Source organism: Pseudomonas sp. P39-UII1, assembly GCF_039672635.1.
Taxonomy (GTDB): Bacteria; Pseudomonadota; Gammaproteobacteria; order Pseudomonadales; family Pseudomonadaceae; genus Aquipseudomonas.
Genome location: NZ_JBDFPP010000012.1, coordinates 98,147 through 116,583, shown reverse-complemented (window position 1 = coordinate 116,583; position 18,437 = coordinate 98,147). Strand labels below are relative to the sequence as shown.

At 63.8% G+C, this 18,437-nt stretch carries 23 protein-coding genes; 11 read left to right on the top strand and 12 right to left on the bottom strand.

What is annotated here, in order from left to right; all coding sequences use genetic code 11:
* Entirely contained in the window at positions 1–1,443 is a 1,443-nt protein-coding gene (locus tag ABEH27_RS16755) for an alanine/glycine:cation symporter family protein (protein ID WP_346614675.1), read from the bottom strand.
* A 176-nt stretch (positions 1,444–1,619) separates the two neighbouring features.
* Here ABEH27_RS16755 and ABEH27_RS16750 point away from each other — a divergent pair, with 176 nt between their 5' ends.
* A complete protein-coding gene (locus ABEH27_RS16750; RefSeq protein ID WP_346614674.1) occupies positions 1,620–2,429 on the top strand; it encodes a helix-turn-helix transcriptional regulator in 810 nt (269 codons plus the stop codon).
* Positions 2,430–2,456: 27 nt separating this feature from the next.
* Here ABEH27_RS16750 and ABEH27_RS16745 read toward each other — a convergent pair whose 3' ends face one another.
* Together ABEH27_RS16745 and ABEH27_RS16740 are read right to left on the bottom strand one after the other, a co-directional pair.
* Positions 2,457–3,275: a TSUP family transporter gene (locus ABEH27_RS16745; protein ID WP_346614673.1), complete on the bottom strand. Its 819-nt coding sequence runs from the start codon at positions 3,273–3,275 to the stop codon at positions 2,457–2,459.
* 15 nt (positions 3,276–3,290) lie between these two features.
* The gene (locus ABEH27_RS16740) at positions 3,291–3,491 is read right to left on the bottom strand and encodes a hypothetical protein (RefSeq protein WP_346614672.1); all 201 of its coding nucleotides are present in this window, start codon (positions 3,489–3,491) and stop codon (positions 3,291–3,293) included.
* Positions 3,492–3,749: 258 nt separating this feature from the next.
* On the opposite strand from ABEH27_RS16740, the gene ABEH27_RS16735 reads away from it, so the two are divergent.
* Together ABEH27_RS16735 and ABEH27_RS16730 are read left to right on the top strand one after the other, a co-directional pair.
* Positions 3,750–4,634 carry a sugar nucleotide-binding protein gene (locus ABEH27_RS16735; protein ID WP_346614671.1) on the top strand — a complete coding sequence of 295 codons (885 nt, stop codon included), beginning with the start codon at positions 3,750–3,752 and terminating at the stop codon, positions 4,632–4,634.
* A complete protein-coding gene (locus ABEH27_RS16730; protein ID WP_346614670.1) occupies positions 4,627–5,559 on the top strand; it encodes an NAD-dependent epimerase/dehydratase family protein in 933 nt (310 codons plus the stop codon). The genes ABEH27_RS16735 and ABEH27_RS16730 overlap by 8 nt, the downstream gene beginning before the upstream one ends.
* 47 nt (positions 5,560–5,606) lie before the next feature.
* Here the strand turns inward: ABEH27_RS16730 and ABEH27_RS16725 are convergent, their stop codons facing one another.
* Positions 5,607–6,050, bottom strand: a complete 444-nt coding sequence (locus tag ABEH27_RS16725; protein ID WP_346614669.1) for a helix-turn-helix domain-containing protein — start codon at positions 6,048–6,050, stop codon at positions 5,607–5,609.
* 104 nt (positions 6,051–6,154) lie between these two features.
* On the opposite strand from ABEH27_RS16725, the gene ABEH27_RS16720 reads away from it, so the two are divergent.
* Positions 6,155–7,360 carry an MFS transporter gene (locus ABEH27_RS16720; RefSeq protein WP_346614668.1) on the top strand — a complete coding sequence of 402 codons (1,206 nt, stop codon included), beginning with the start codon at positions 6,155–6,157 and terminating at the stop codon, positions 7,358–7,360.
* Here the strand turns inward: ABEH27_RS16720 and ABEH27_RS16715 are convergent.
* The 5 genes from ABEH27_RS16715 to ABEH27_RS16695 all read right to left on the bottom strand — a co-directional run bounded on the left by ABEH27_RS16715 (position 7,348) and on the right by ABEH27_RS16695 (position 11,214).
* Positions 7,348–8,031 (bottom strand): OmpW family outer membrane protein, encoded by a 684-nt coding sequence (locus ABEH27_RS16715; protein WP_346614667.1) that lies wholly within the window; start codon positions 8,029–8,031, stop codon positions 7,348–7,350. The genes ABEH27_RS16720 and ABEH27_RS16715 overlap by 13 nt on opposite strands.
* A gap of 109 nt (positions 8,032–8,140) precedes the next feature.
* Complete coding sequence (locus tag ABEH27_RS16710) at positions 8,141–8,656, bottom strand: DUF3299 domain-containing protein (protein ID WP_346614666.1); 516 nt, start codon at positions 8,654–8,656, stop codon at positions 8,141–8,143.
* 9 nt (positions 8,657–8,665) lie between these two features.
* The gene (locus ABEH27_RS16705; protein WP_346614665.1) at positions 8,666–9,931 is read right to left on the bottom strand and encodes an ABC transporter permease; all 1,266 of its coding nucleotides are present in this window, start codon (positions 9,929–9,931) and stop codon (positions 8,666–8,668) included.
* Positions 9,931–10,641, bottom strand: a complete 711-nt coding sequence (locus ABEH27_RS16700; RefSeq protein ID WP_346614664.1) for an ATP-binding cassette domain-containing protein — start codon at positions 10,639–10,641, stop codon at positions 9,931–9,933. Before ABEH27_RS16700 ends, ABEH27_RS16705 begins: the two co-directional genes overlap by 1 nt.
* Positions 10,642–11,214, bottom strand: a complete 573-nt coding sequence (locus ABEH27_RS16695) for a DUF2796 domain-containing protein (protein WP_346614663.1) — start codon at positions 11,212–11,214, stop codon at positions 10,642–10,644.
* A 133-nt stretch (positions 11,215–11,347) separates the two neighbouring features.
* Between ABEH27_RS16695 and ABEH27_RS16690 the strand changes: the two genes are divergently transcribed.
* Positions 11,348–11,692, top strand: coding sequence for a hypothetical protein (locus ABEH27_RS16690; protein ID WP_346614662.1), 345 nt, complete (start codon positions 11,348–11,350; stop codon positions 11,690–11,692).
* A gap of 130 nt (positions 11,693–11,822) precedes the next feature.
* Here ABEH27_RS16690 and trxA read toward each other — a convergent pair whose 3' ends face one another.
* Genes trxA through ABEH27_RS16675 form a run of 3 tightly spaced genes read right to left on the bottom strand, consistent with a single transcriptional unit; the run spans position 11,823 to position 13,851 of the window.
* Positions 11,823–12,707 (bottom strand): thioredoxin, encoded by an 885-nt coding sequence (trxA, locus tag ABEH27_RS16685; protein ID WP_346614661.1) that lies wholly within the window; start codon positions 12,705–12,707, stop codon positions 11,823–11,825.
* Positions 12,708–12,738: 31 nt separating this feature from the next.
* Positions 12,739–13,398: a 50S ribosomal protein L11 methyltransferase gene (locus ABEH27_RS16680; protein ID WP_346614660.1), complete on the bottom strand. Its 660-nt coding sequence runs from the start codon at positions 13,396–13,398 to the stop codon at positions 12,739–12,741.
* Positions 13,399–13,851 (bottom strand): YbaY family lipoprotein, encoded by a 453-nt coding sequence (locus ABEH27_RS16675; protein WP_346614659.1) that lies wholly within the window; start codon positions 13,849–13,851, stop codon positions 13,399–13,401. It lies immediately after the preceding gene.
* A gap of 105 nt (positions 13,852–13,956) precedes the next feature.
* Here ABEH27_RS16675 and nrdR point away from each other — a divergent pair, with 105 nt between their 5' ends.
* From nrdR to nusB, 6 genes are all read left to right on the top strand, one after another.
* Positions 13,957–14,421 (top strand): transcriptional regulator NrdR, encoded by a 465-nt coding sequence (nrdR, locus tag ABEH27_RS16670; RefSeq protein WP_016393425.1) that lies wholly within the window; start codon positions 13,957–13,959, stop codon positions 14,419–14,421.
* 2 nt (positions 14,422–14,423) lie between these two features.
* A complete protein-coding gene (gene ribD, locus ABEH27_RS16665) occupies positions 14,424–15,554 on the top strand; it encodes a bifunctional diaminohydroxyphosphoribosylaminopyrimidine deaminase/5-amino-6-(5-phosphoribosylamino)uracil reductase RibD (RefSeq protein WP_346614658.1) in 1,131 nt (376 codons plus the stop codon).
* 42 nt (positions 15,555–15,596) lie between these two features.
* The gene (locus ABEH27_RS16660; RefSeq protein ID WP_346614657.1) at positions 15,597–16,262 is read left to right on the top strand and encodes a riboflavin synthase; all 666 of its coding nucleotides are present in this window, start codon (positions 15,597–15,599) and stop codon (positions 16,260–16,262) included.
* 18 nt (positions 16,263–16,280) lie between these two features.
* A complete protein-coding gene (ribBA, locus tag ABEH27_RS16655) occupies positions 16,281–17,372 on the top strand; it encodes a bifunctional 3,4-dihydroxy-2-butanone-4-phosphate synthase/GTP cyclohydrolase II (protein WP_346614656.1) in 1,092 nt (363 codons plus the stop codon).
* Positions 17,373–17,463: 91 nt separating this feature from the next.
* Positions 17,464–17,940: a 6,7-dimethyl-8-ribityllumazine synthase gene (gene ribE / locus ABEH27_RS16650; protein ID WP_176518320.1), complete on the top strand. Its 477-nt coding sequence runs from the start codon at positions 17,464–17,466 to the stop codon at positions 17,938–17,940.
* Entirely contained in the window at positions 17,937–18,437 is a 501-nt protein-coding gene (nusB, locus tag ABEH27_RS16645; RefSeq protein WP_346614655.1) for a transcription antitermination factor NusB, read from the top strand. The genes ribE and nusB overlap by 4 nt, the downstream gene beginning before the upstream one ends.

Here is an 18,437-nt window from a genome sequence, read left to right as displayed (position 1 = left end):
TCAGCGCTGCGGCTGGGCTTGGCCCACGGCTTTGTCAGCGGCTGTTTCGGCCTGAGGATTGGCAGGCCAGGCATTGCGGTCCAGGTCCAGGTCGGTGAACTTGGCCGAATCGAACACGGGCTGCTTGATACCCGCCTTGCGCTGATCATCGTAGTCGCGCATCACCCGCAGGCCGACCTTGAACAGCAGGGCCAGGGCCACCAGGTTGACGAAGGCCAGGCAGGTCATGGTGATGTCGGCGAAGGCGAACACGGTCGACAGGTCCTGCATCGAGCCCCACACCACCAGTGCCAGCACCAGGCCGCGGAACACCATCAGTACAGCGCGGTTGCGGGTGAGGAACTGCAGGCTGTTTTCGCCCAGGTAGTAGTTGTAGAGGATGCAGGTGAAGACGAACAGCGACAGCGCGACGCTGACGAACAGGCGGCCCCAGTCACCGACCACTGCGGCCAGGGAGTTCTGGGTCAGGACGATGCCATCCCCTTCGAAGCCCGGGGTGTAGAAGCCCGACAGCAGGATCAGCAGCGCGGTGCAGGTGCAGATCACGAAGGTGTCGAGGAACACGCTGAACGCCTGGACCACGCCTTGCGCGCCCGGGTGCTTCACGGCCGCCACGGCCGCCACGTTAGGTGCACTGCCCAGGCCCGCTTCGTTGGCGAATACGCCACGCTTCACGCCCATGACGATGGCGCTGCCGAGCAGGCCGCCGAACGCCGGGTCAAGGCCGAAGGCGCTCTTGAAGATGGTTTCCAGCATGGCTGGCACGTGCTCGATCTGCGTGCCGATCACGTACAGGGTCACGCCGATGTAGGCCAAGGTCTTGACCGGTACCAGCAGGTCCGACACGGCGGCGATGCGCTTGATGCCGCCGAGGAAGGTGATGGCCAGCAGCACGGCCAGGACGATACCGGTGTGCTTGGGGTCGAAGGCAAAGGCGTTCTGCAGCGAGTGGGTCACGGTGTACGACTGCAGGCCAATGAAGGCGAAGCCATAGGTGACCAGCAGCAGGATCGAGAACACGATGGCCATGTTCTTGCGCTTCAGGCCATGCTGCATGTAGTAGGCCGGGCCACCACGGTACAGGCCGTCGCCGTCGGCGCGTTTGTAGACCTGGGCCAGCGTGCATTCGAAGAAGCTGCTGGCCATGCCTACCAGGGCAGTGACCCACATCCAGAACACCGCGCCTGGGCCGCCCAGGGTGACGGCGATGCCGACGCCTGCGATGTTACCGGCGCCAACTCGGCCGGCAAGGCTCAGCATCAGGGCCTGGAAGGAGCTCAGCTGGCCTGCCTGGCCACGCAGCGATTCCTTGAACACACCGAACATGTGGCCGAAATGGCGGAACTGGACGAATCGCGAGCGGATGGTGAAGTAACCGCCGAGACCGACGATCAACACGATGAGGAGCTTCCCCGAAAGGAAATCGTTGAGTACTTCGAGCATTGGAAAATGACCTCGATTCTTATTCTTCGTATGAAAAGACCAGCGGCCGGCAGGCGCACCGCTATCGTTGGGCGCATGGTTGGCCATGACAAGAGTGGTTACAATTTCGCGGGTTGCTCTGACTTGATGCGACTTGATGCTACACTTGCGTCATTCGCGTCACCTGGATTCTGAACATGAGCGATCATTTCGCTACCAACCTCAAACTGGCCTGCAGCCACTACCGCTCTATCTCCGAAGTTTGCCGCCAGCTGTCGATCAACCGCGCCCAGTTCAACAAGTACTTGAGCGGGCAGAGCCGTCCGACGGCGTTCAACCTCAAGCGCATCGGCGATTTCTTCGGGGTCGAGGATTACGAGCTGAATTTGCCGCCCGAGCAGTTCGCCCGCCTGATTGGCGCGCGAGTGTCGACGGTAAGCGACCAGCCCAGCGACCCCATCAGCGAGCTGTTCCGCCCGCTGCACGAGCATGCCGGCAACCTGTCGCGCTACTGCGGCTATTACTTCGAATACTCCAATTGCATGTCGGTACCCGGCACCATCCTGGTGTCGCTGGTGCACCTGCGCGAAGAGCGCGGCCGCTTCCTGTTCGAGCGCCAGGAGCGCCAGGAACGCTCCAGCGCCACCGATCAGCATGCCGAGGTACGCTGCCGCTACCTCGGCGCGGCGTTCCAGCTGCAGGACCGGATGTTCCTCATCGACTACGAGTCGCTGACCTTGAACGAGATGAGCCAGACCATCCTCATCCCCAGCTTCAAAAGCCGCATTACCCGCTTGAATGGCCTGAAGACCGGCGTCTCCAGCGGCGACCGGCGCAACCCGGCCTGCACACGCGTGGTGTGGGAGTTTCTGGGGGAGGAGATCAACCGCATCAACGCCTACCGGCAGGTCAAACTCTACCGACCGGATGATCCGCGCATTGATGACGATGTGCGCGAGCGGTTGAGCGTGGGGCCGTTGAGTAATGGCTTGTTCGAGATAGAGTAATGCGCTTTTCGCACGTGCAACGAAGTGTCAGTTGACCTGCCAGTAATTGCTGTACGTTACCCAGTTTTGCTGAAGCCACTCTCCGATGGGATTGCCGTCGTCCAACAAGAGCTTGATCGCCATCAGTCCACATACTGAAATGAGAAGTGGTTTGATCAGTCTCGACCCGAAATAAAGTGCGCATCGCGCACCTGCTTGTGCGCCAATAATGGCGCACGCGGCCATTGAGAGCGCAAGTGGCCAGATAACCGAGCCGCTCAACGCGAACACGGACAAGGCCCCCAGGTTGCAGGCTGCGTTGAGCAGTTTGCTGTTGGACACTGCCTGCAGGATGTTTTGCCCCATCAACAGGGTAAAGGCGATCATGAAAAATGAGCCAGTACCAGGTCCGAAGATGCCATCGTAAAAACCAATCAACGGAACAACCGTCGCTGCAAAGCAGGCTGTCGATACTTTGCGTTTGCGTTCTTGTTCATCGAGTTTGGGGCTAAGTGCAAAATAGCCCGCGACAGCGATCAACAAGACCGGTGCGCAAGCTTGCAGGATGGCTTTGTCGAGCAAGCTGATCGATAAAGCGCCCCCCACACCGCCGGCGAATGACAGTGCAGCCATCGGCAGCCCATCCCGCCAGCGGATCATGCGTTTGCGTGCAAACGCCCAAACCGCTGAGACACTGGCCGATGATGCTTGCAGTTTGTTGGTCGCCATGGCCGCCAGCGGATCGACCCCAGAGATAAAGAGGGCGGGTAAGGTCAGCAGCCCACCGCCGCCTGCAATCGCGTCAAAAAATCCTGCAAGCAGCGCGATCAATGCCAGGGCCAGGAGCGTGGATAATTCAATTTCCATACTGACATTTCCTGTTTAGCCGCGAACGACAAGTGGGTCTTCTTGAAGTACCACCGGCTGCGCTTGAGGTGAGTACGCAAACAGGCGAACCAACAGTCGTCGGTTGTCCTTGATGATTTCGCGTGCGTGAAGTGTCTGGTTGTTGTTGATCAGGAGAGCGGTATCTGATTGCAGTTTGAATACGTCGGGCTTGGCCACGTCAGGGATTTCAGGCATGGGCTCGCAGTAACTTCCTGTCATTATTTTCACTTTGTATATAGGGGTAGTCGGAATATTTGTTGGGCTGCAGACTATTGAATCAAGATTTCTTCATTTGCGATGCAGGATTGGGCCAGTCCTGTGTGTAGGAGAGTTCCGGCTGGCTGGTAGGATCGGCCTATGCAAGTTCCGTCAGCCCCTAGGGTTGGACTTCCCGGGCAGGAAACCGCAAAATGGCCCCTTTCCCTCATCAACCTGTTCGGATCTGCTGACTCTATGCGTATGCGCCTGATGCTGTTGGGTGGTGGCAATGCCCTCGGGCAAGCGCTGATTCGTCTCGGGGCCGAGGAGGACATCGCTTTCCTGGCGCCGCGCCCGCCGGAAGATGGCTGGACGCCGGCCAACCTGACCCAGCTGCTTGACGATCACCGTCCCGATGCCCTGGTCAACCTGGCTTACTACTTCGACTGGTTCCAGGCCGAGTCGGTCAGCGAGCAGCGCCTGGCTCAGCAGGAGCGGGCGGTTGAGCGGCTGGCGGAGCTGTGCCAGCACCACCAGATCACCCTCGTGCAGCCTTCCAGTTACCGAGTGTTCGATGGTTCGCGGGCCACGGCCTACAGCGAAAAGGACGAACCGGTACCGTTGGGCCTGCGTGGCCAGGCGTTGTGGCGCATCGAGCAGAGCGTGCGTGCGGCGTGCCCGCAGCATGTGCTGCTGCGTTTCGGCTGGTTGCTGGATGAGAGCATCGACGGTGCCCTGGGCCGCTTCCTGACGCGCGCCGAGCAGCCGCAGGAACTGCTGCTGGCTGATGATCGCCGCGGCAATCCAACGCCGGTCGACGATGCTGCGCGGGTGATCCTGTCGGTGCTCAAGCAGCTCGACTGCACAGCGCCGCTATGGGGCACCTACCACTACGCCGGCAACGAAGCGACCACGCCGCTGGCGCTGGGCCAGGCGATCCTCACCGAGGCCGGGCAGCATCGCCAGCTGGCGGTGCAGGCGCCGACCGCGCAGGCGCATGCCGCTCGCCCGGATGCCAGCGAAGAGCCGCAGAACGCGGTGCTGGCCTGCAAAAAAATACTTCACACCTTCGGCATCAAGCCGCGTGCCTGGCGCGCTGGCCTGCCGCCTCTACTGGACCGATTCTACCGCCATGGCTGATGCCCCCATCCTGATCACCGGCGGCGCCGGCTTCATTGGCTCCCACCTGTGCGATGCGTTGCTGGCCAAAGGCTACGCCGTGCGCGTGCTCGACGACCTCTCCACCGGCAAGCGCGACAACCTGCAACTGGGCAACCCGCGCCTCGAACTGATCGAGGGTGATGTCGCCGATGCCGCGCTGGTTCAGCGCGCCGCAACCGGTTGCCGCGCCGTCGTGCATCTGGCTGCAGTGGCTTCTGTGCAGGCCTCGGTGGAAGACCCGGTGAAGACCCACCAGAGCAACTTCATCGGCACCCTCAATGTTTGCGAAGCCATGCGCCTGCAGGGCGTGCGCCGGGTGCTGTTTGCCTCCAGTGCGGCGGTGTACGGCAACAACGGCGAAGGCCAGTCAATTGCCGAGGACACGCCCAAGGCGCCCTTGACGCCCTATGCGGTGGACAAGCTGGCCAGCGAGCAATACCTGGACTTCTACCGCCGCCAGCATGGGCTGGAGCCGGTGGTGTTCCGCTTCTTCAACATCTTCGGGCCGCGCCAGGACCCTTCGTCCCCGTACTCCGGGGTGATCAGCATTTTCAGTGAGCGGGCCACCCAAGGGTTGCCGATCACGGTGTTCGGCGACGGCGAGCAAACCCGTGACTTCCTGTATGTGGGCGACCTGGTGCAGGTGATGGTGCAGGCGCTGGAGCAGCCGCAGGTGGAGGAGGGTGCGGTGAATATCGGCCTGAACCAGGCGACTTCGCTGAACCAGTTGCTCAAGGCGTTGGAAAAGGTGGTCGGCAGCTTGCCGCCTGTCAGCTATGGCGAGGCTCGTTCGGGTGACATTCGCCACTCCCGGGCGGATAACCAGCGTCTGCTGACGCGATTCGATTTCCCGCAGCCGACATCGATGGTCGAAGGGCTGGCACACTTGCTCGGCAAGGCCTGAAACCAGGGCCTCTGCAGGAGCAGGCTTGCCCGCGAGGAAGGCACCGCTCAGCCTTGGCTGATCACCCGTCTCCGGCAGTCTTCCGGCCCCACAACCCGGCCATCCTGCGCCCGTACCAGCAGCGTCTCGATCGGCTTGCCGCTGGCGCTGTCGAGTAGCTCCGAGCGCGCCTCCCCCGCCTCGAACAAAAACCGCTCCCCCCATTGCCGCAGCCCCACCACGATCGGAAACACCGACCGCCCTTTGTCGGTGAGCACATATTCCTTGTAGGCACTGCCATCTGATGCCGGCTGCAGCTGCAGCAGGCCGCTTTCCAGCAAAAGCTTGAGCCGCGTTGTGAGGATGTTCTTCGCCAGCCCCAGGTTCTTTTGGAATTCACTGAAGCGGCGCAGGCCGTCGAAGGCATCGCGCAGGATCATCAGCGCCCAGCGGTCGCCCAATACTTCCAGGGCCCGCGCTACAGGGCATTGAGCGTTCATGTCATCGAGCATCGGGTGCAACCTTTGGTGATCATCTGGTTGCAGATTAAAACCACATTTGCTAAATAGCCAGCAGGTGGTTTCAATTTGAAACCAGAAGCGCTGGAGCTGAGCCGATGAACGATGTGCTGACCCGCGGGATAACCCTGCTGCTCGCCGCCACCTGCGCCATGGCCGTGGCCACGGTCTATTTCGCCCAACCTTTGCTCGAGTCGATCGCGGCCGACCTGGGCGTGCCTCAGGCACGGATTGGCTGGGTTGTCGGTGCCACCCAGGCGGGTTACGCGCTGGGGCTGATGCTGATCGTGCCGCTCGGTGACTTGTTCGACCGCAAGCGCCTGGTATTGGGCCAGTTGCTGGTCGCGGCGCTGGCGCTGGCCGCCGTTGGCCTGGCGCAGAACTGGGCGGTAATGCTTGGCGCTTTGGCCGTGGTCGGGCTGATGGCGGTGATGGTGCAGGTGATGGTGGCGTATGTCGCGGTCCTTGCCTCACCCGCCCGCCAGGGGCAGGCCGTGGGTACGGTCACCAGCGGTGTCGTGCTGGGCATTCTGCTGGCGCGCCTGGTGTCCGGTGCGCTTGCCGATGTGGCGGGTTGGCGCAGCGTCTACTTCGTGGCGGCGGGGTTGCTGTTGCTGATGGCCGTTGTGCTCTGCCTTTGCTTGCCACCAGGGCGCCGCCCGCAGCATCGATCAGGTTACCTGGCGCTGATCGGCTCGCTGTTCAGCCTGTACCGGCAGGACCGCTTGCTGCGCCGGCGCGGCCTGTTCGGCCTGTTGATCTTTGCCGCGTTCAGCGTGCTGTGGAGCAGCATGGTCTTGCCCCTGGGGGCCGCACCTTTGGCGTTGAGCCACAGCGAAATCGGCCTGTTCGGCCTGGCAGGCATTGCCGGTACGTTGGCGGCGTCGCGCGCAGGGCGTTTGGCTGATCAGGGGTTGGGAGAGCGCACCACGGGCCTGGCGCTGGCACTGCTGACGCTGTCATGGCTGCCGACAGCCTTCGTCGGGCAATCGTTGATGGCTTTCACCCTGGGTGTGCTGATGCTGGACTTCGCCGTGCAGGCGGTGCACGTCACCAACCAGAGCCTGTTGTTGGCCGGGCGGAGCGAGCTGGCCAGCCGGTTGATCGGCGCCTACATGTGCAGTTATGCGATTGGCAGCGGGCTTGGCGCGGTGCTGGCGGGCTGGGTGTATACCCGTTGGGGCTGGGGCGCAGTGTGTGCGCTGGGGATGTCGTTCAGCGCGCTGGCGCTGGGTTACTGGCTGTGGCTGCAAACAGAAAGGGCGGCCTCGGCCGCCCTGTCTCGCAGTGGTCAGAACTTGTAGCCAAGGCCGACCATGTAGACCCACGGGTCGACTTCCACATTGACCTTGGTCTTGCTGTAACCCAGCGCGCTCGGGCCGTCGACGCTGGCCTTGGTGTCGATGTCGACGTACCAGACCGAGGCGTTGACCAGCAGGTTGTCGGTCAGCATGTAGTCCATGCCCAACTGGCCGGCGATACCCACCGAGTCCTGCAGCTTGAGGTTGCTGAAGCCCTGTTGCTTGCGCGCGCTGCTCAGGTCTTCATCGAAGAACAGGGTGTAGTTGATGCCGATACCCGCGTACGGCTGGAAGCGCGAGTTCGGCGCCATCGGGTAGTACTGCAGCGACAGGGTCGGTGGCAGTTGCTTGATGTCGGCCAGCTTGCCGTCCAGGCCGCCGCCCAGGCCTTTGACGCCAACGGTGTGCTGGAACGGCGTGGCGGCCAGCAGCTCAAGGCCGATGTGGTCGGTGAGCATGTAGGCGAAGGTCAGGCCCAGCTGGGTATCGCTGTCCAGGGTTGCCTTGGTGCCCGACACCTTGTTGCCGTCGAACTTCAGGTCGCCGCTGCTTTCGTTTGGGGCGGTGGTGATAGCGCCTGCGCGCAGGATCATATCCCCCGCCTGATAGGCGTGGGCGGCAGGGGCGACGAGCGCAAGGGCCACAAGCGAGGCGCCGAGCAAGGACTTGTTCATGGAAGCTCCCAAAGGACGTTATTAATCGAGTAGTCCAATGGTACGGAGCCGTCTAAACCGATTGTTTGACCCAGCTCAAAGAACTGCGTTCACGAATTCGAAACAGTTCTCACTTCAAGTCATAAACGTATATTTTCTCGGCTTCCATCTGGTAGCCAGCGTCGGCCAGTTCGCTGCTGGAGGCTCTAACCTGCAGCTTTCCTTCGATCCAGTAGGGCTGGTAGAGGTCTTCGACGCGAACGCCCATCTCGCTGAAAATATGCACGATCTGGTTGGAGGGCGGGGGTGGCACATGGATGCAGGCGCCGTAGTAAGGCACCAGCAGAAATTCGGTGGTGCGGCCTTCTTCGCTGACTTCCAGCGGCACGATGTAGCCAGGCAGCTTGATCTGCTGGCCATCCAGGCCTTTGACCACTGGCGCATCCGGCGCTTGCTGGCGCGCCGGTGGCGCCGACTCGGCAGACAGCGCGTTGCTCAGCTGCGACATGTCATGCAGCGGTGCCAGCTGCGGCGGGATGACCGGCGCGCCTTCCGGGATCAGCGCAGGCCAGTCGAGTTCTCGGGGCTCCGCCGCCCAGGTTTGGGCGGCGAACATCAGCAGGGTTAACAACAGCGCGCGGAGCATGGCGTTTTCTCAGAGGTGAATCGACAAGCCATCAGCCAGCGACTGCCGATAGGCGCGCCAGGCCGGCACGCTGCCCATCAGCAGCGCTGCGCCGAGGATGATAGCCAGCAACGTCCACTCGTGCGCGCTGGGCCAGGCCAATGGCAGGTACAACCCGTAGTTGGCCTGCACGTAACCTTGGGCAAGGGCGATACCGGCGTATAGCAGGCCAAGCCCGGCTACGATCCCGGCAGCCGCCAGCGCCAATGCTTCAAGCACCAGCAACCCAGCAATGTGCCAAGGCCGGGCACCCACCGAGCGCAAGATCGCCATCTCCCGGCGGCGCTCGTTGAGGCTGGTGAGGATCGCCGTGAGCATGCCGATCAAGCCGGTCAGCACGACGAACAGCGAGACCACGAACAGCGCCTGTTCGGCGGTGCCCATCAGGCTCCACAGCTCCTGCAGTGCCACCCCCGGCAAAATCGCCAGCAGCGGTTCGTTGCGGTATTCGTTGATCTCGCGCTGCAGGCTGAAGGTGGCGATCTTGTTGTTCAAGCCGAGCATGAATGCGGTGATCGCAGCGGGCTGCAGGTCCATGCCACGCGCCTGATCGGCACTGATGCGCCCGGCGCCACGGGCCGGCACGCCGTTGTGCCAGTCGATATGGATCGCCTCCATGCCTGCCAGGCTGATGTGCAAGGTGCGGTCGACCGGCGTGCCGGTGCGTTTCAGCACGCCGACCACGGTGAAGGGTTTGTCGTCGTGCTTGACCAGGCTGATCGCTGCTACGCCATGTGCCAGCACCAGCTTGTCGCCCAGCTTGTAGTGCAAGGCCTCGGCGACTTCTGCGCCAAGCACCACTTCGAACGGGTCGTCGGCAAACTCACGGCCTTGGCTCAGCGCCAGGTGCTGCCTGCGCCCATATTGATAGTGGCTGAAATAGTCGCCGGTGGTGCCCATCACCCGGTAGCCGCGGTGCGAGTCGCCTAGCGAAATAGGAATAGCCCACTTCACCCGCGGGTCCTGGGCGTAATGCTGGTAGCTGTCCCAGCGAATGTTGTTGGTGGCGTTGCCGATGCGGAACACCGAATACAACAGCAGGTTCACCGAACCTGAGCGGGCGCCGACGATCAGGTCGGTACCGCTGATGGTGCTGGCGAAGCTGGCGCGGGCTTCGGTACGCACGCGCTCTACGGCCAGCAGCAGGCACACCGACAGGGCGATGGCGAACGCGGTAAGAAAGGCGGTGAAGCGACGGTTGGCCAGGCTGGCCAGGGCAAGACGAAGCAGGTACATCAGGCCTCCCGGGGCTTGGCGGCGCGGTTGAGTTCGGCCAGTGAAAGGTGACGGTCGAACAGCGGCGCCAGGCTCTGGTCATGGCTGACGAACAACAGGCTGGAGCCAGCCGCCCGGCACTCGGTGAACAGCAGGCGGATGAACGCTTCGCGGGTGTCGGCGTCCAGTGCCGAGGTTGGCTCGTCGGCGATCACCAGTTCGGGCTGGCCGATCAGCGCGCGGGCCGCAGCCACGCGCTGCTGCTGGCCGATCGACAGGCTGTCAGCGCGCCGCGCAAGCATGGCCGGGTGGTCCAGGCCCAGGTGCGCAAGCAGCTCGGTGGCGGCCTGGTCGACACTGCCGTGACGCTGGCGCGCACGTTCGGCGCGGCTGCGCGAGAAGCGGCAGGGCAGCTCGACATTTTCGCGCACCGAAAGAAAAGGCAGCAGGTTGAACTGCTGGAAGATATAGCCGGTGTGGTCCACCCGGAAGCGGTCCCGGGCGCCTTGGCCCAACGCAGCGAGGTCCTGGCCGAGCAACCGGATACGCCCCTGGCCAGGCAAATGGACCCCGCCCAACAAGCCCAGCAAGGTGGTCTTGCCGCTGCCGCTGGGGCCTTTGAGGAACAACGCCTCACCGGCATCCAGGCGAAACGCCGGGATGTCCAGCAGTGTGGGCTGGTTGGGCCATGCGAACACCACGTCCTGCAGTTCGATCAACGGCAGGCTCATTCAGAACGCGACCATCGCTTTGGCGGGCGAGGTTTCCACGCCTTTCTGGCCGTTCGGGCCGATCAGCTGCACGTTGATTTTCTGTGTGGCGGGAAAAGCCTTGAACAGCGGCGCAAGGTCGAGCTGGGTGAGTTTCTCAGGTGCCGAGCAGTTCAGCTGATAATGGGCACCGATGTCGCTGTGCGGGTGGGTGTGTTCGTGCTCATCGCCGTCGTCATCTTTTACCGCATCACCGAACAGCGGGCTCTCAAGCTCCTGAGCGTCTTCCTTGCAGCCTGCGGCCGCCGCCAGGCCAAACAGTTTCAGCGGTTGTTCGAGCTGCTGGCGCACGGCAGCGACCTTGGCCTTGTCGGCATCAGTGCTGGCCGCGTGCTCGAAGCCGACCAGGTTCATTGCCGGGCTGTCCAGCTCCAGCTCCAGGGTGTTGCCGTCGAGCACGGCGTTGAGCTTGGCCACGCCATGCTCATGGGCACCGAGTGTGCCATGGGCGTGGTCGTGATCATGGTCGTCGTGGGCATGGGCAACGGCCAGGGGCAGCAGAGCGAAAGGCAGGGCGAGCAGCAGGCGACGCATTGACGACTCCAGGAGCGGGCTGGGAATGATTTGGTAATGTTATAACAACTTTTCTCTTGGCCGCCAGCCTGCGTGGCGCAGGTTTCATGTTGATGTAGCATGGCTCTATTGACCTGCTTGCAAGGAAAACATCGTGAGAATACGTGGACAGATCGGCAACTGGCCGGTGGACCTGACCCTCGAGCTGGAGCCGGCGGAGTGGGCACAGTTGGGGCGGCAGCTGGAAGTGCCCGTAGTTGCAGAAGCTACGTCGACGGCCATGCCGGCAGCGCCGCGTCAGGATGACGGGCAGTGGACCGCAGCGCGTGAGGTGCTGCGCGCGGCGGGGCAGATGAACGGGCCAGAATTGCTGGACCGGCTGGAAGGGCTGGCGGGCAGTACTGCGGCCGGCAAGCGGTTGCTGGTGCGGTTGCGGCACAGCAGTGAGGTGAAGGTAGAGAGTGGCGCGGATGCGCCGGTGTATCACTGGGTCGGATAAAGTTGCTGGCCTGTCCGGGCCTCTTCGCGGGGCAAGCCCACAGGTTGACCGTAGACCTGAGAACAGCGCGGTACCTGTGGGAGCGGGCTTGCCCCGCGAACGAGGGCGGAGCCCTCGCCTGATGCGAGGGTCAGAACAGGGCCGAAGACAGCCGGCGGCGGTAAACACCTACCAACGGATGGTCGCTACCTAGCAGCTCGAACACTTGCAGCAGCGCCTTTTGCGGCAACCCGTTCTCATACGCCCGGTTACGCTGGAACAGTTTCAACAGCCCATCCAGCGCCGCTTCATACTGCTGGCGCGCCAGTTGCTGAATGCTCAGCTGGTAGGCCGCTTCGTCATCCTGCGGGTTCTGCGCCAGGCGGCTTTTCAGGTCGGCCACTTCCGGCAGGCTCTCAGCCTGGCGCAGGAACGTCAGCTGAGCCTTGGCACCGGCCAGCGCCGCCTTGTGCTCGTCGGTCTTCACCGCATCCAGTACCACCTGGGCTTCACCCAGTTCGCCACGCTCTGCCAGGCAGCGGGCATACAAGATCAGCGCCTCGGCATTGCTGTTGTCTTCACCCAGCAGCACCTGCAGCAAGGCTTCGGCCTCGGCAAAACGGCTTTCGGCGAACAGCGCCTTGGCCTGCTCCAGTGGCGAAGCGGCCGGGGCGGCAGGCATTTGCACGTGCGGTTCGAGCATGGCGCGGATGCCCGACTCCGGCTGCGCACCGGCAAAGCCATCGACCGGTTGGCCGTCCTTGAACAGCACCACGGTCGGCAGGCTGCGAATGCCGAACTGGGCGACCACCTGCTGCTCCACGTCGCAGTTGATCTTGGCCAGCAGCAGCTCGCCCTGATATTCCTCGGTGATCTTCGCCAGCAGCGGCATCAGCGCCTTGCACGGCGCGCACCATTCGGCCCAGAAGTCCACCAGGACCGGCTTGTGGAAGGAGTTCTCGATGACCAGTTGCTGGAAGTTGGCATCGGTGGCATCGAAGATGTACGGCAGATCTTTACTAGGAGCTTGGCTCATCGCGACTCTCGCAAAACCGTGAATCGCACCACTATAAAGGCTCGCGGCTGGCGTGGTACAGGCTGACCCGGCGGAATTCGTGCGGCTCGGCCAGGTCCGGCAGGGTCAGCGCATCGAGCACGCCCAGTTGCCGGTACAGCGGGTGGCTGAAGTCGCGCACCCGCGAGTCGGCCACCAGGGCCTGGCGACCACGGCCCAGGAAGGCATCGAGCAGCGGCAGGTTGGCGCGGTCGTAGAGCACGTCGGCGACCAGGATCAGGTCGAAGCGGTCTGCCTCGGCGAAAAAATCACTGCTGTAGCCGAGCTCCACGCCATTGAGCAAGGCATTGAACTGGCAGGCTTGCAGCGCCAACGGGTCGAGGTCGCAGGCCACCACTTCGGTTGCCCCAGCCCGGGCAGCGGCAATCCCGGCAATGCCCGAGCCTGCGCCAAAGTCCAGCACGCGTTTGCCTGCAACCCACTCGGGGTGTGCGGCCAGGTAGCGGGCCATGGCCAGGCCGCTGGCCCAGCAGAAGCTCCAGTACGGCGGGTCTTCGAGAATGCGCCGGGTTTCTTCCATGCTGAAGGCGCGGTCCATGTTCTGGTCGTCGATCAGCCACAGCTTGAGTGCGCATTCCGGCAGCTCACTGACCACCAGGCGCGCTTCACCAATCAGGCCGCTGAGAGCCTGTTGCAGGGCAAGTGGCGCCACTTACGGTGCCTTTTCGAACTGCAGCGGGCCGGTGGTCTGGGTTTGCGCTTGCGTGATGCGCACCGGTGGCAGGTGCAGGATCAACTGCCCGGAGTTGCTGGCGCGGCCGCGCAGTTCCACCCTGGCGCCGGCCGGGAAGGCCTCAGGGTTGAAACGCAGCTGGTAGGGCAGGGCCTGGCCGGTCCCCGTCAGGGTGCTGCTGGCCAGCAACTGTTGCGGGCGGCCGCGCTCGTCGATCACCAGCAGTGCCAACTCCACGTTCGCGCCGGCGGGGATCGCCATCAAGGTCCCGCTCAGCTCGCGCTGGTAGGCCGGCAGGGGGCCGAGCGGCTGGGCTTTTTTCGCCACCTTGGCAGGTACGGGCGCGGGGGCTTGTTCAGTCTTGGGCCGGTCACTGCCGCAGGCAGTGAGCAAGGCGGCGCAGCACAGCACGGCGAGCGCTCGAAGATGCATGGGGTAGTCCTTCACGGGCAGAATTCTATGGATGTTAACCCCTTTGGCTTGTCTTGCCAGTGGGATGCGCTACCATGGCCCTCCCTTTTTTTGTTGCCTGCCACCATGCACTGTCCGTTTTGCGGTGCCAACGACACCAAGGTCATCGACTCGCGCCTGGTCGCCGAGGGCGAGCAAGTGCGCCGCCGTCGCGAATGCGTCGCCTGCGGTGAGCGCTTCACCACCTTCGAAACCGCCGAATTGGTACTGCCCCGGCTGATCAAGCAGGACGGTACCCGCCAGCCCTTCGACGAAGACAAGCTGCGTGCCGGCATGCAGCGCGCGCTGGAAAAGCGCCCGGTCAGTGTTGAACGCCTGGAGGCGGCGCTGGCGCATATCAAGAGCCGCCTGCGCGCCACCGGCGAGCGTGAGGTGAAGTCGCTGGTGGTCGGTGAGCTGGTGATGGCCGAGCTGCGCAAGCTCGATGAAGTGGCCTATATCCGTTTCGCTTCGGTGTACCGGCGCTTCCAGGACCTCGACGAATTCCGCGAAGAAATCGACCGCCTGGCCCGCGAGCCGGCTAAAGAGTGAGCATGCCGAGCCAGACCGCGATCCTCGACGCCCATTACATGGCCCGTGCCCTGGAGCTTGCCCGCAAGGGGGTGTACACCACCCACCCCAACCCGCGCGTGGGGTGCGTGATTGTTCGCGATGGTGAGGTGGTCGGTGAGGGCTGGCACGTGCGCGCCGGCGAGCCGCATGCCGAGGTGCATGCCCTGCGCCAGGCCGGTGAGCGTGCCCGCGGTGCCTGTGCCTATGTAACCCTTGAGCCGTGCAGCCATCATGGCCGCACGCCGCCGTGCGCCGAAGCGCTGGTGAACGCGGGCGTGGCGCGCGTGGTGGCCGCCATGCAGGACCCCAACCCTCAGGTCGCAGGCCAAGGCCTGCAACGCCTGGCGGATGCCGGCATCGAAGTCGCCAGCGGCGTGCTCGAAGCCGAGGCCCGCGCCCTCAACCCCGGGTTCCTGAAACGCATGGAACACGGCCTGCCATTCGTCCGCGCCAAGCTGGCCATGAGCCTGGACGGCCGCACCGCCATGGCCAGCGGCGAAAGCCAGTGGATCACCGGCCCCGCCGCCCGTTCTGCGGTGCAGCGCCTGCGTGCCCGCGCCAGTGTGGTGCTGACCAGCGCCGCCAGTGTGCTGGCCGACAACGCACGGATGACCGTACGCGGTGCCGAGCTGGGGCTGGATGAAGAGACCACCGCGCTGGCCCTGAGCCGCACGCCGCTGCGTGTGCTGATCGACGGCCGCCTGCGCTTGCCGCTGGATGCAGCGTTCTTCCGGGCCGGCCCGGCCCTCGTGGTGACCGGCCTGGGCAGCGATCCGCGCTACGCCGAAGCCGGCCACGAACTGCTGAGCCTGCCCGGTAGCGGCGGCCACGTCGATCTGCTGGCCCTGATGCAGGCGCTGGCGGCCCGCGGCGTCAACGAAATCCTGCTCGAAGCCGGCGCCGGCCTGGTCGGCGCCTTCGCCCAACAAGGCCTGGTCGACGAGTACCAGCTGTTCGTCGCCGGCACGTTCCTCGGCTCGCAGGCACGCCCATTGCTGGACTGGCCGCTGAGCAGGATGAGCGAAGCGCCACGGCTGAAAATCACCGAAATGCGCGCAGTGGGCGATGACTGGCGGGTCACGGCCATCCCTCTGCCGGCGCCCGGCGTATAATGCCGGGCTTGCCCCGCGCAAACCGTTTTTGAGGAAGACCCCATGTTCACCGGCATCATCGAATCCATCGGCACCATTCGCAGCATGACCCCCAAGGGCGGTGACGTGCGCGTCTACGTCGAGACCGGAAAACTCGACCTGGGTGACGTCAAGCTCGGCGACAGCATCGCCGTCAACGGCGTGTGCCTGACCGCCGTCGAACTGCCGGGTAACGGTTTCTGGGCCGACGTCAGCGTCGAGACCCTCAAGCGTACCGCCTTCATCGACCTCAAGAGCGGCAGCAAGGTCAACCTGGAAAAAGCCCTGACCCCGACCACCCGCCTGGGCGGCCACCTGGTCAGCGGCCACGTCGACGGCGTCGGCGAAATCATCTCGCGCGCCGATAACGCCCGCGCCATCCAGTTCCGCGTGCGTGCGCCCAAGGAGCTGGCCAAGTACATCGCCCACAAGGGTTCGATCACCGTCGACGGCACCAGCCTGACGGTCAATGAGGTCAATGGCGCCGAATTCGAGCTGACCATCGTCCCGCACACCCTGTCCGAAACCATCATGGCCGACTACCGCGCAGGGCGTCGGGTAAACCTTGAGGTCGACCTGCTGGCCCGTTACCTGGAGCGTCTGCTGCTGGGTGACAAGGCTGCCGAACCGAGCAAGGGCAGTGGCATTACCGAAAGCTTCCTGGCCGCCAACGGCTTCTTGAAATCCTGATTGAGAAGGGGGTGCCGCGTGGCGCTCAACAGCATCGAAGAACTGGTTGAAGACATCCGCCAGGGCAAAATGGTCATCCTCATGGATGACGAAGACCGCGAGAACGAAGGCGATATCATCATGGCGGCCGAATGCTGCCTGCCTGAGCACATCAACTTCATGGCCAAGCATGCCCGCGGTCTGATCTGCATGCCGATGACCCGCGAGCGCTGCGAAACGCTGAAGCTGCCGCTGATGGCTCCGCGCAACGGCTCGGGCTTCGGCACCAAGTTCACCGTCTCGATCGAAGCTGCCGAAGGCGTCACCACCGGCATTTCCGCTGCCGACCGTGCGCGTACCGTGCAGGCTGCTGCCGCCAAGGACGCCAAGGCCGACGACATCGTCAGCCCGGGCCACATCTTCCCGCTGATGGCCCAGCCCGGCGGTACCCTGGCCCGCGCCGGCCACACCGAAGCGGCCTGCGACCTGGCGCGCATGGCCGGCTTCGAGCCGAGCGGCGTCATCTGCGAAGTGATGAACGACGACGGCACCATGTCGCGCCGCGCCGAGCTGGAAGTGTTCGCCGCCGAGCACGGCCTGAAGATCGGCACCATCGCCGACCTGATCCACTACCGCATGATCCACGAGCGCACTGTGCAGCGCGTGTCCGAGCAGCCGATCGAAAGCGAGCTGGGCGAGTTCAACCTGGTCACCTACCGCGACGCGGTGGAAGGCGATGTGCACATGGCCCTGACCCTGGGCAAGATCTGCGCCGAAGAGCCGACCCTGGTGCGCGTGCACAACATGGACCCGCTGCGCGACCTGCTGATGGTCAAGCAACCGGGCCGCTGGAGCCTGCGCGCGGCCATGTCCGCCGTGGCCGAGGCCGGCAGCGGCGTGGTGCTGCTGCTGGGCCACCCGCTGGACGGCGACGTGCTGCTGGCGCACATCCGCGAAAGCGCCGGCGACGCCCCGACCAAGGCCCCGACCACTTACAGCACCGTCGGTGCCGGCTCGCAGATCCTGCGTGACCTCGGTGTGCGCAAGATGCGCCTGATGAGTTCGCCGATGAAGTTCAATGCGATATCCGGATTCGATCTGGAAGTTGTAGAATACGTGCCCTCCGAGTGACTTGAGGCGGCGCTTGCGCCCTCACGCTCGAGTCCAAACCCTCCCGAGGCCGCCAGTGCGCGGCCTCGCTCTTGAAGATGAGAACATCGGAATGACCCTGAAGACCATCGAAGGTACCTTCATCGCCCCCAAAGGTCGCTATGCTTTGGTGGTTGGCCGCTTCAACAGCTTCGTCGTCGAAAGCCTGGTAAGCGGTGCCGTTGATGCCCTGGTACGCCACGGCGTCAGCGAAAGCGACATCACCATCATCCGTGCCCCGGGCGCGTTCGAAATCCCGCTGGTGGCACAGAAAGTCGCCCAGCAAGGCGAATACAACGCGATCATCGCCCTGGGCGCAGTGATCCGCGGCGGTACCCCGCACTTCGAATACGTGGCGGGCGAATGCACCAAGGGCCTGGCCCAGGTGTCCATGGAGTTCGGCGTGCCGGTGGCCTTCGGCGTCCTGACCGTCGACTCCATCGAGCAAGCCATCGAGCGTTCCGGCACCAAGGCCGGTAACAAAGGTGCTGAAGCTGCCCTGTCCGCACTGGAAATGGTCAGCCTGCTGGCGCAGTTGGAGGCCAAGTGATTAGCGACGAAAGCGATCGTTTCAACCCGCGCGATCCAAAACCTGCGGATGCCGGCAAGCCATCGAAAAGCGCCAAGCGCCGCGAAGCCCGCAAGCTCGCGACCCAGGCCCTGTACCAATGGCACATGGCTCAGCATTCGCTGAACGAGATCGAAGCGCAGTTCCGGGTCGATAACGATTTTACCGATGTCGACGGTGCCTACTTCCGCGAGATCCTGCATGGGGTCCCGGCGATCAAGGGCGAAATCGACAGCGCACTGAAGCCGTGCATGACCATGACCCTCGAAGAACTCGACCCGGTCGAGCTGGCCGTGCTGCGCCTGTCCACCTGGGAGCTGATCAAGCGGGTCGACGTACCGTACCGCGTTGTGATCAACGAAGGCGTGGAACTGGCCAAGGTTTTCGGCGCCACCGACGGCCACAAGTTCGTCAACGGCGTGCTGGACAAGCTGGCACCTTCGCTGCGCGAAGCAGAAGTCAAGGCGAACAAGCGCTGA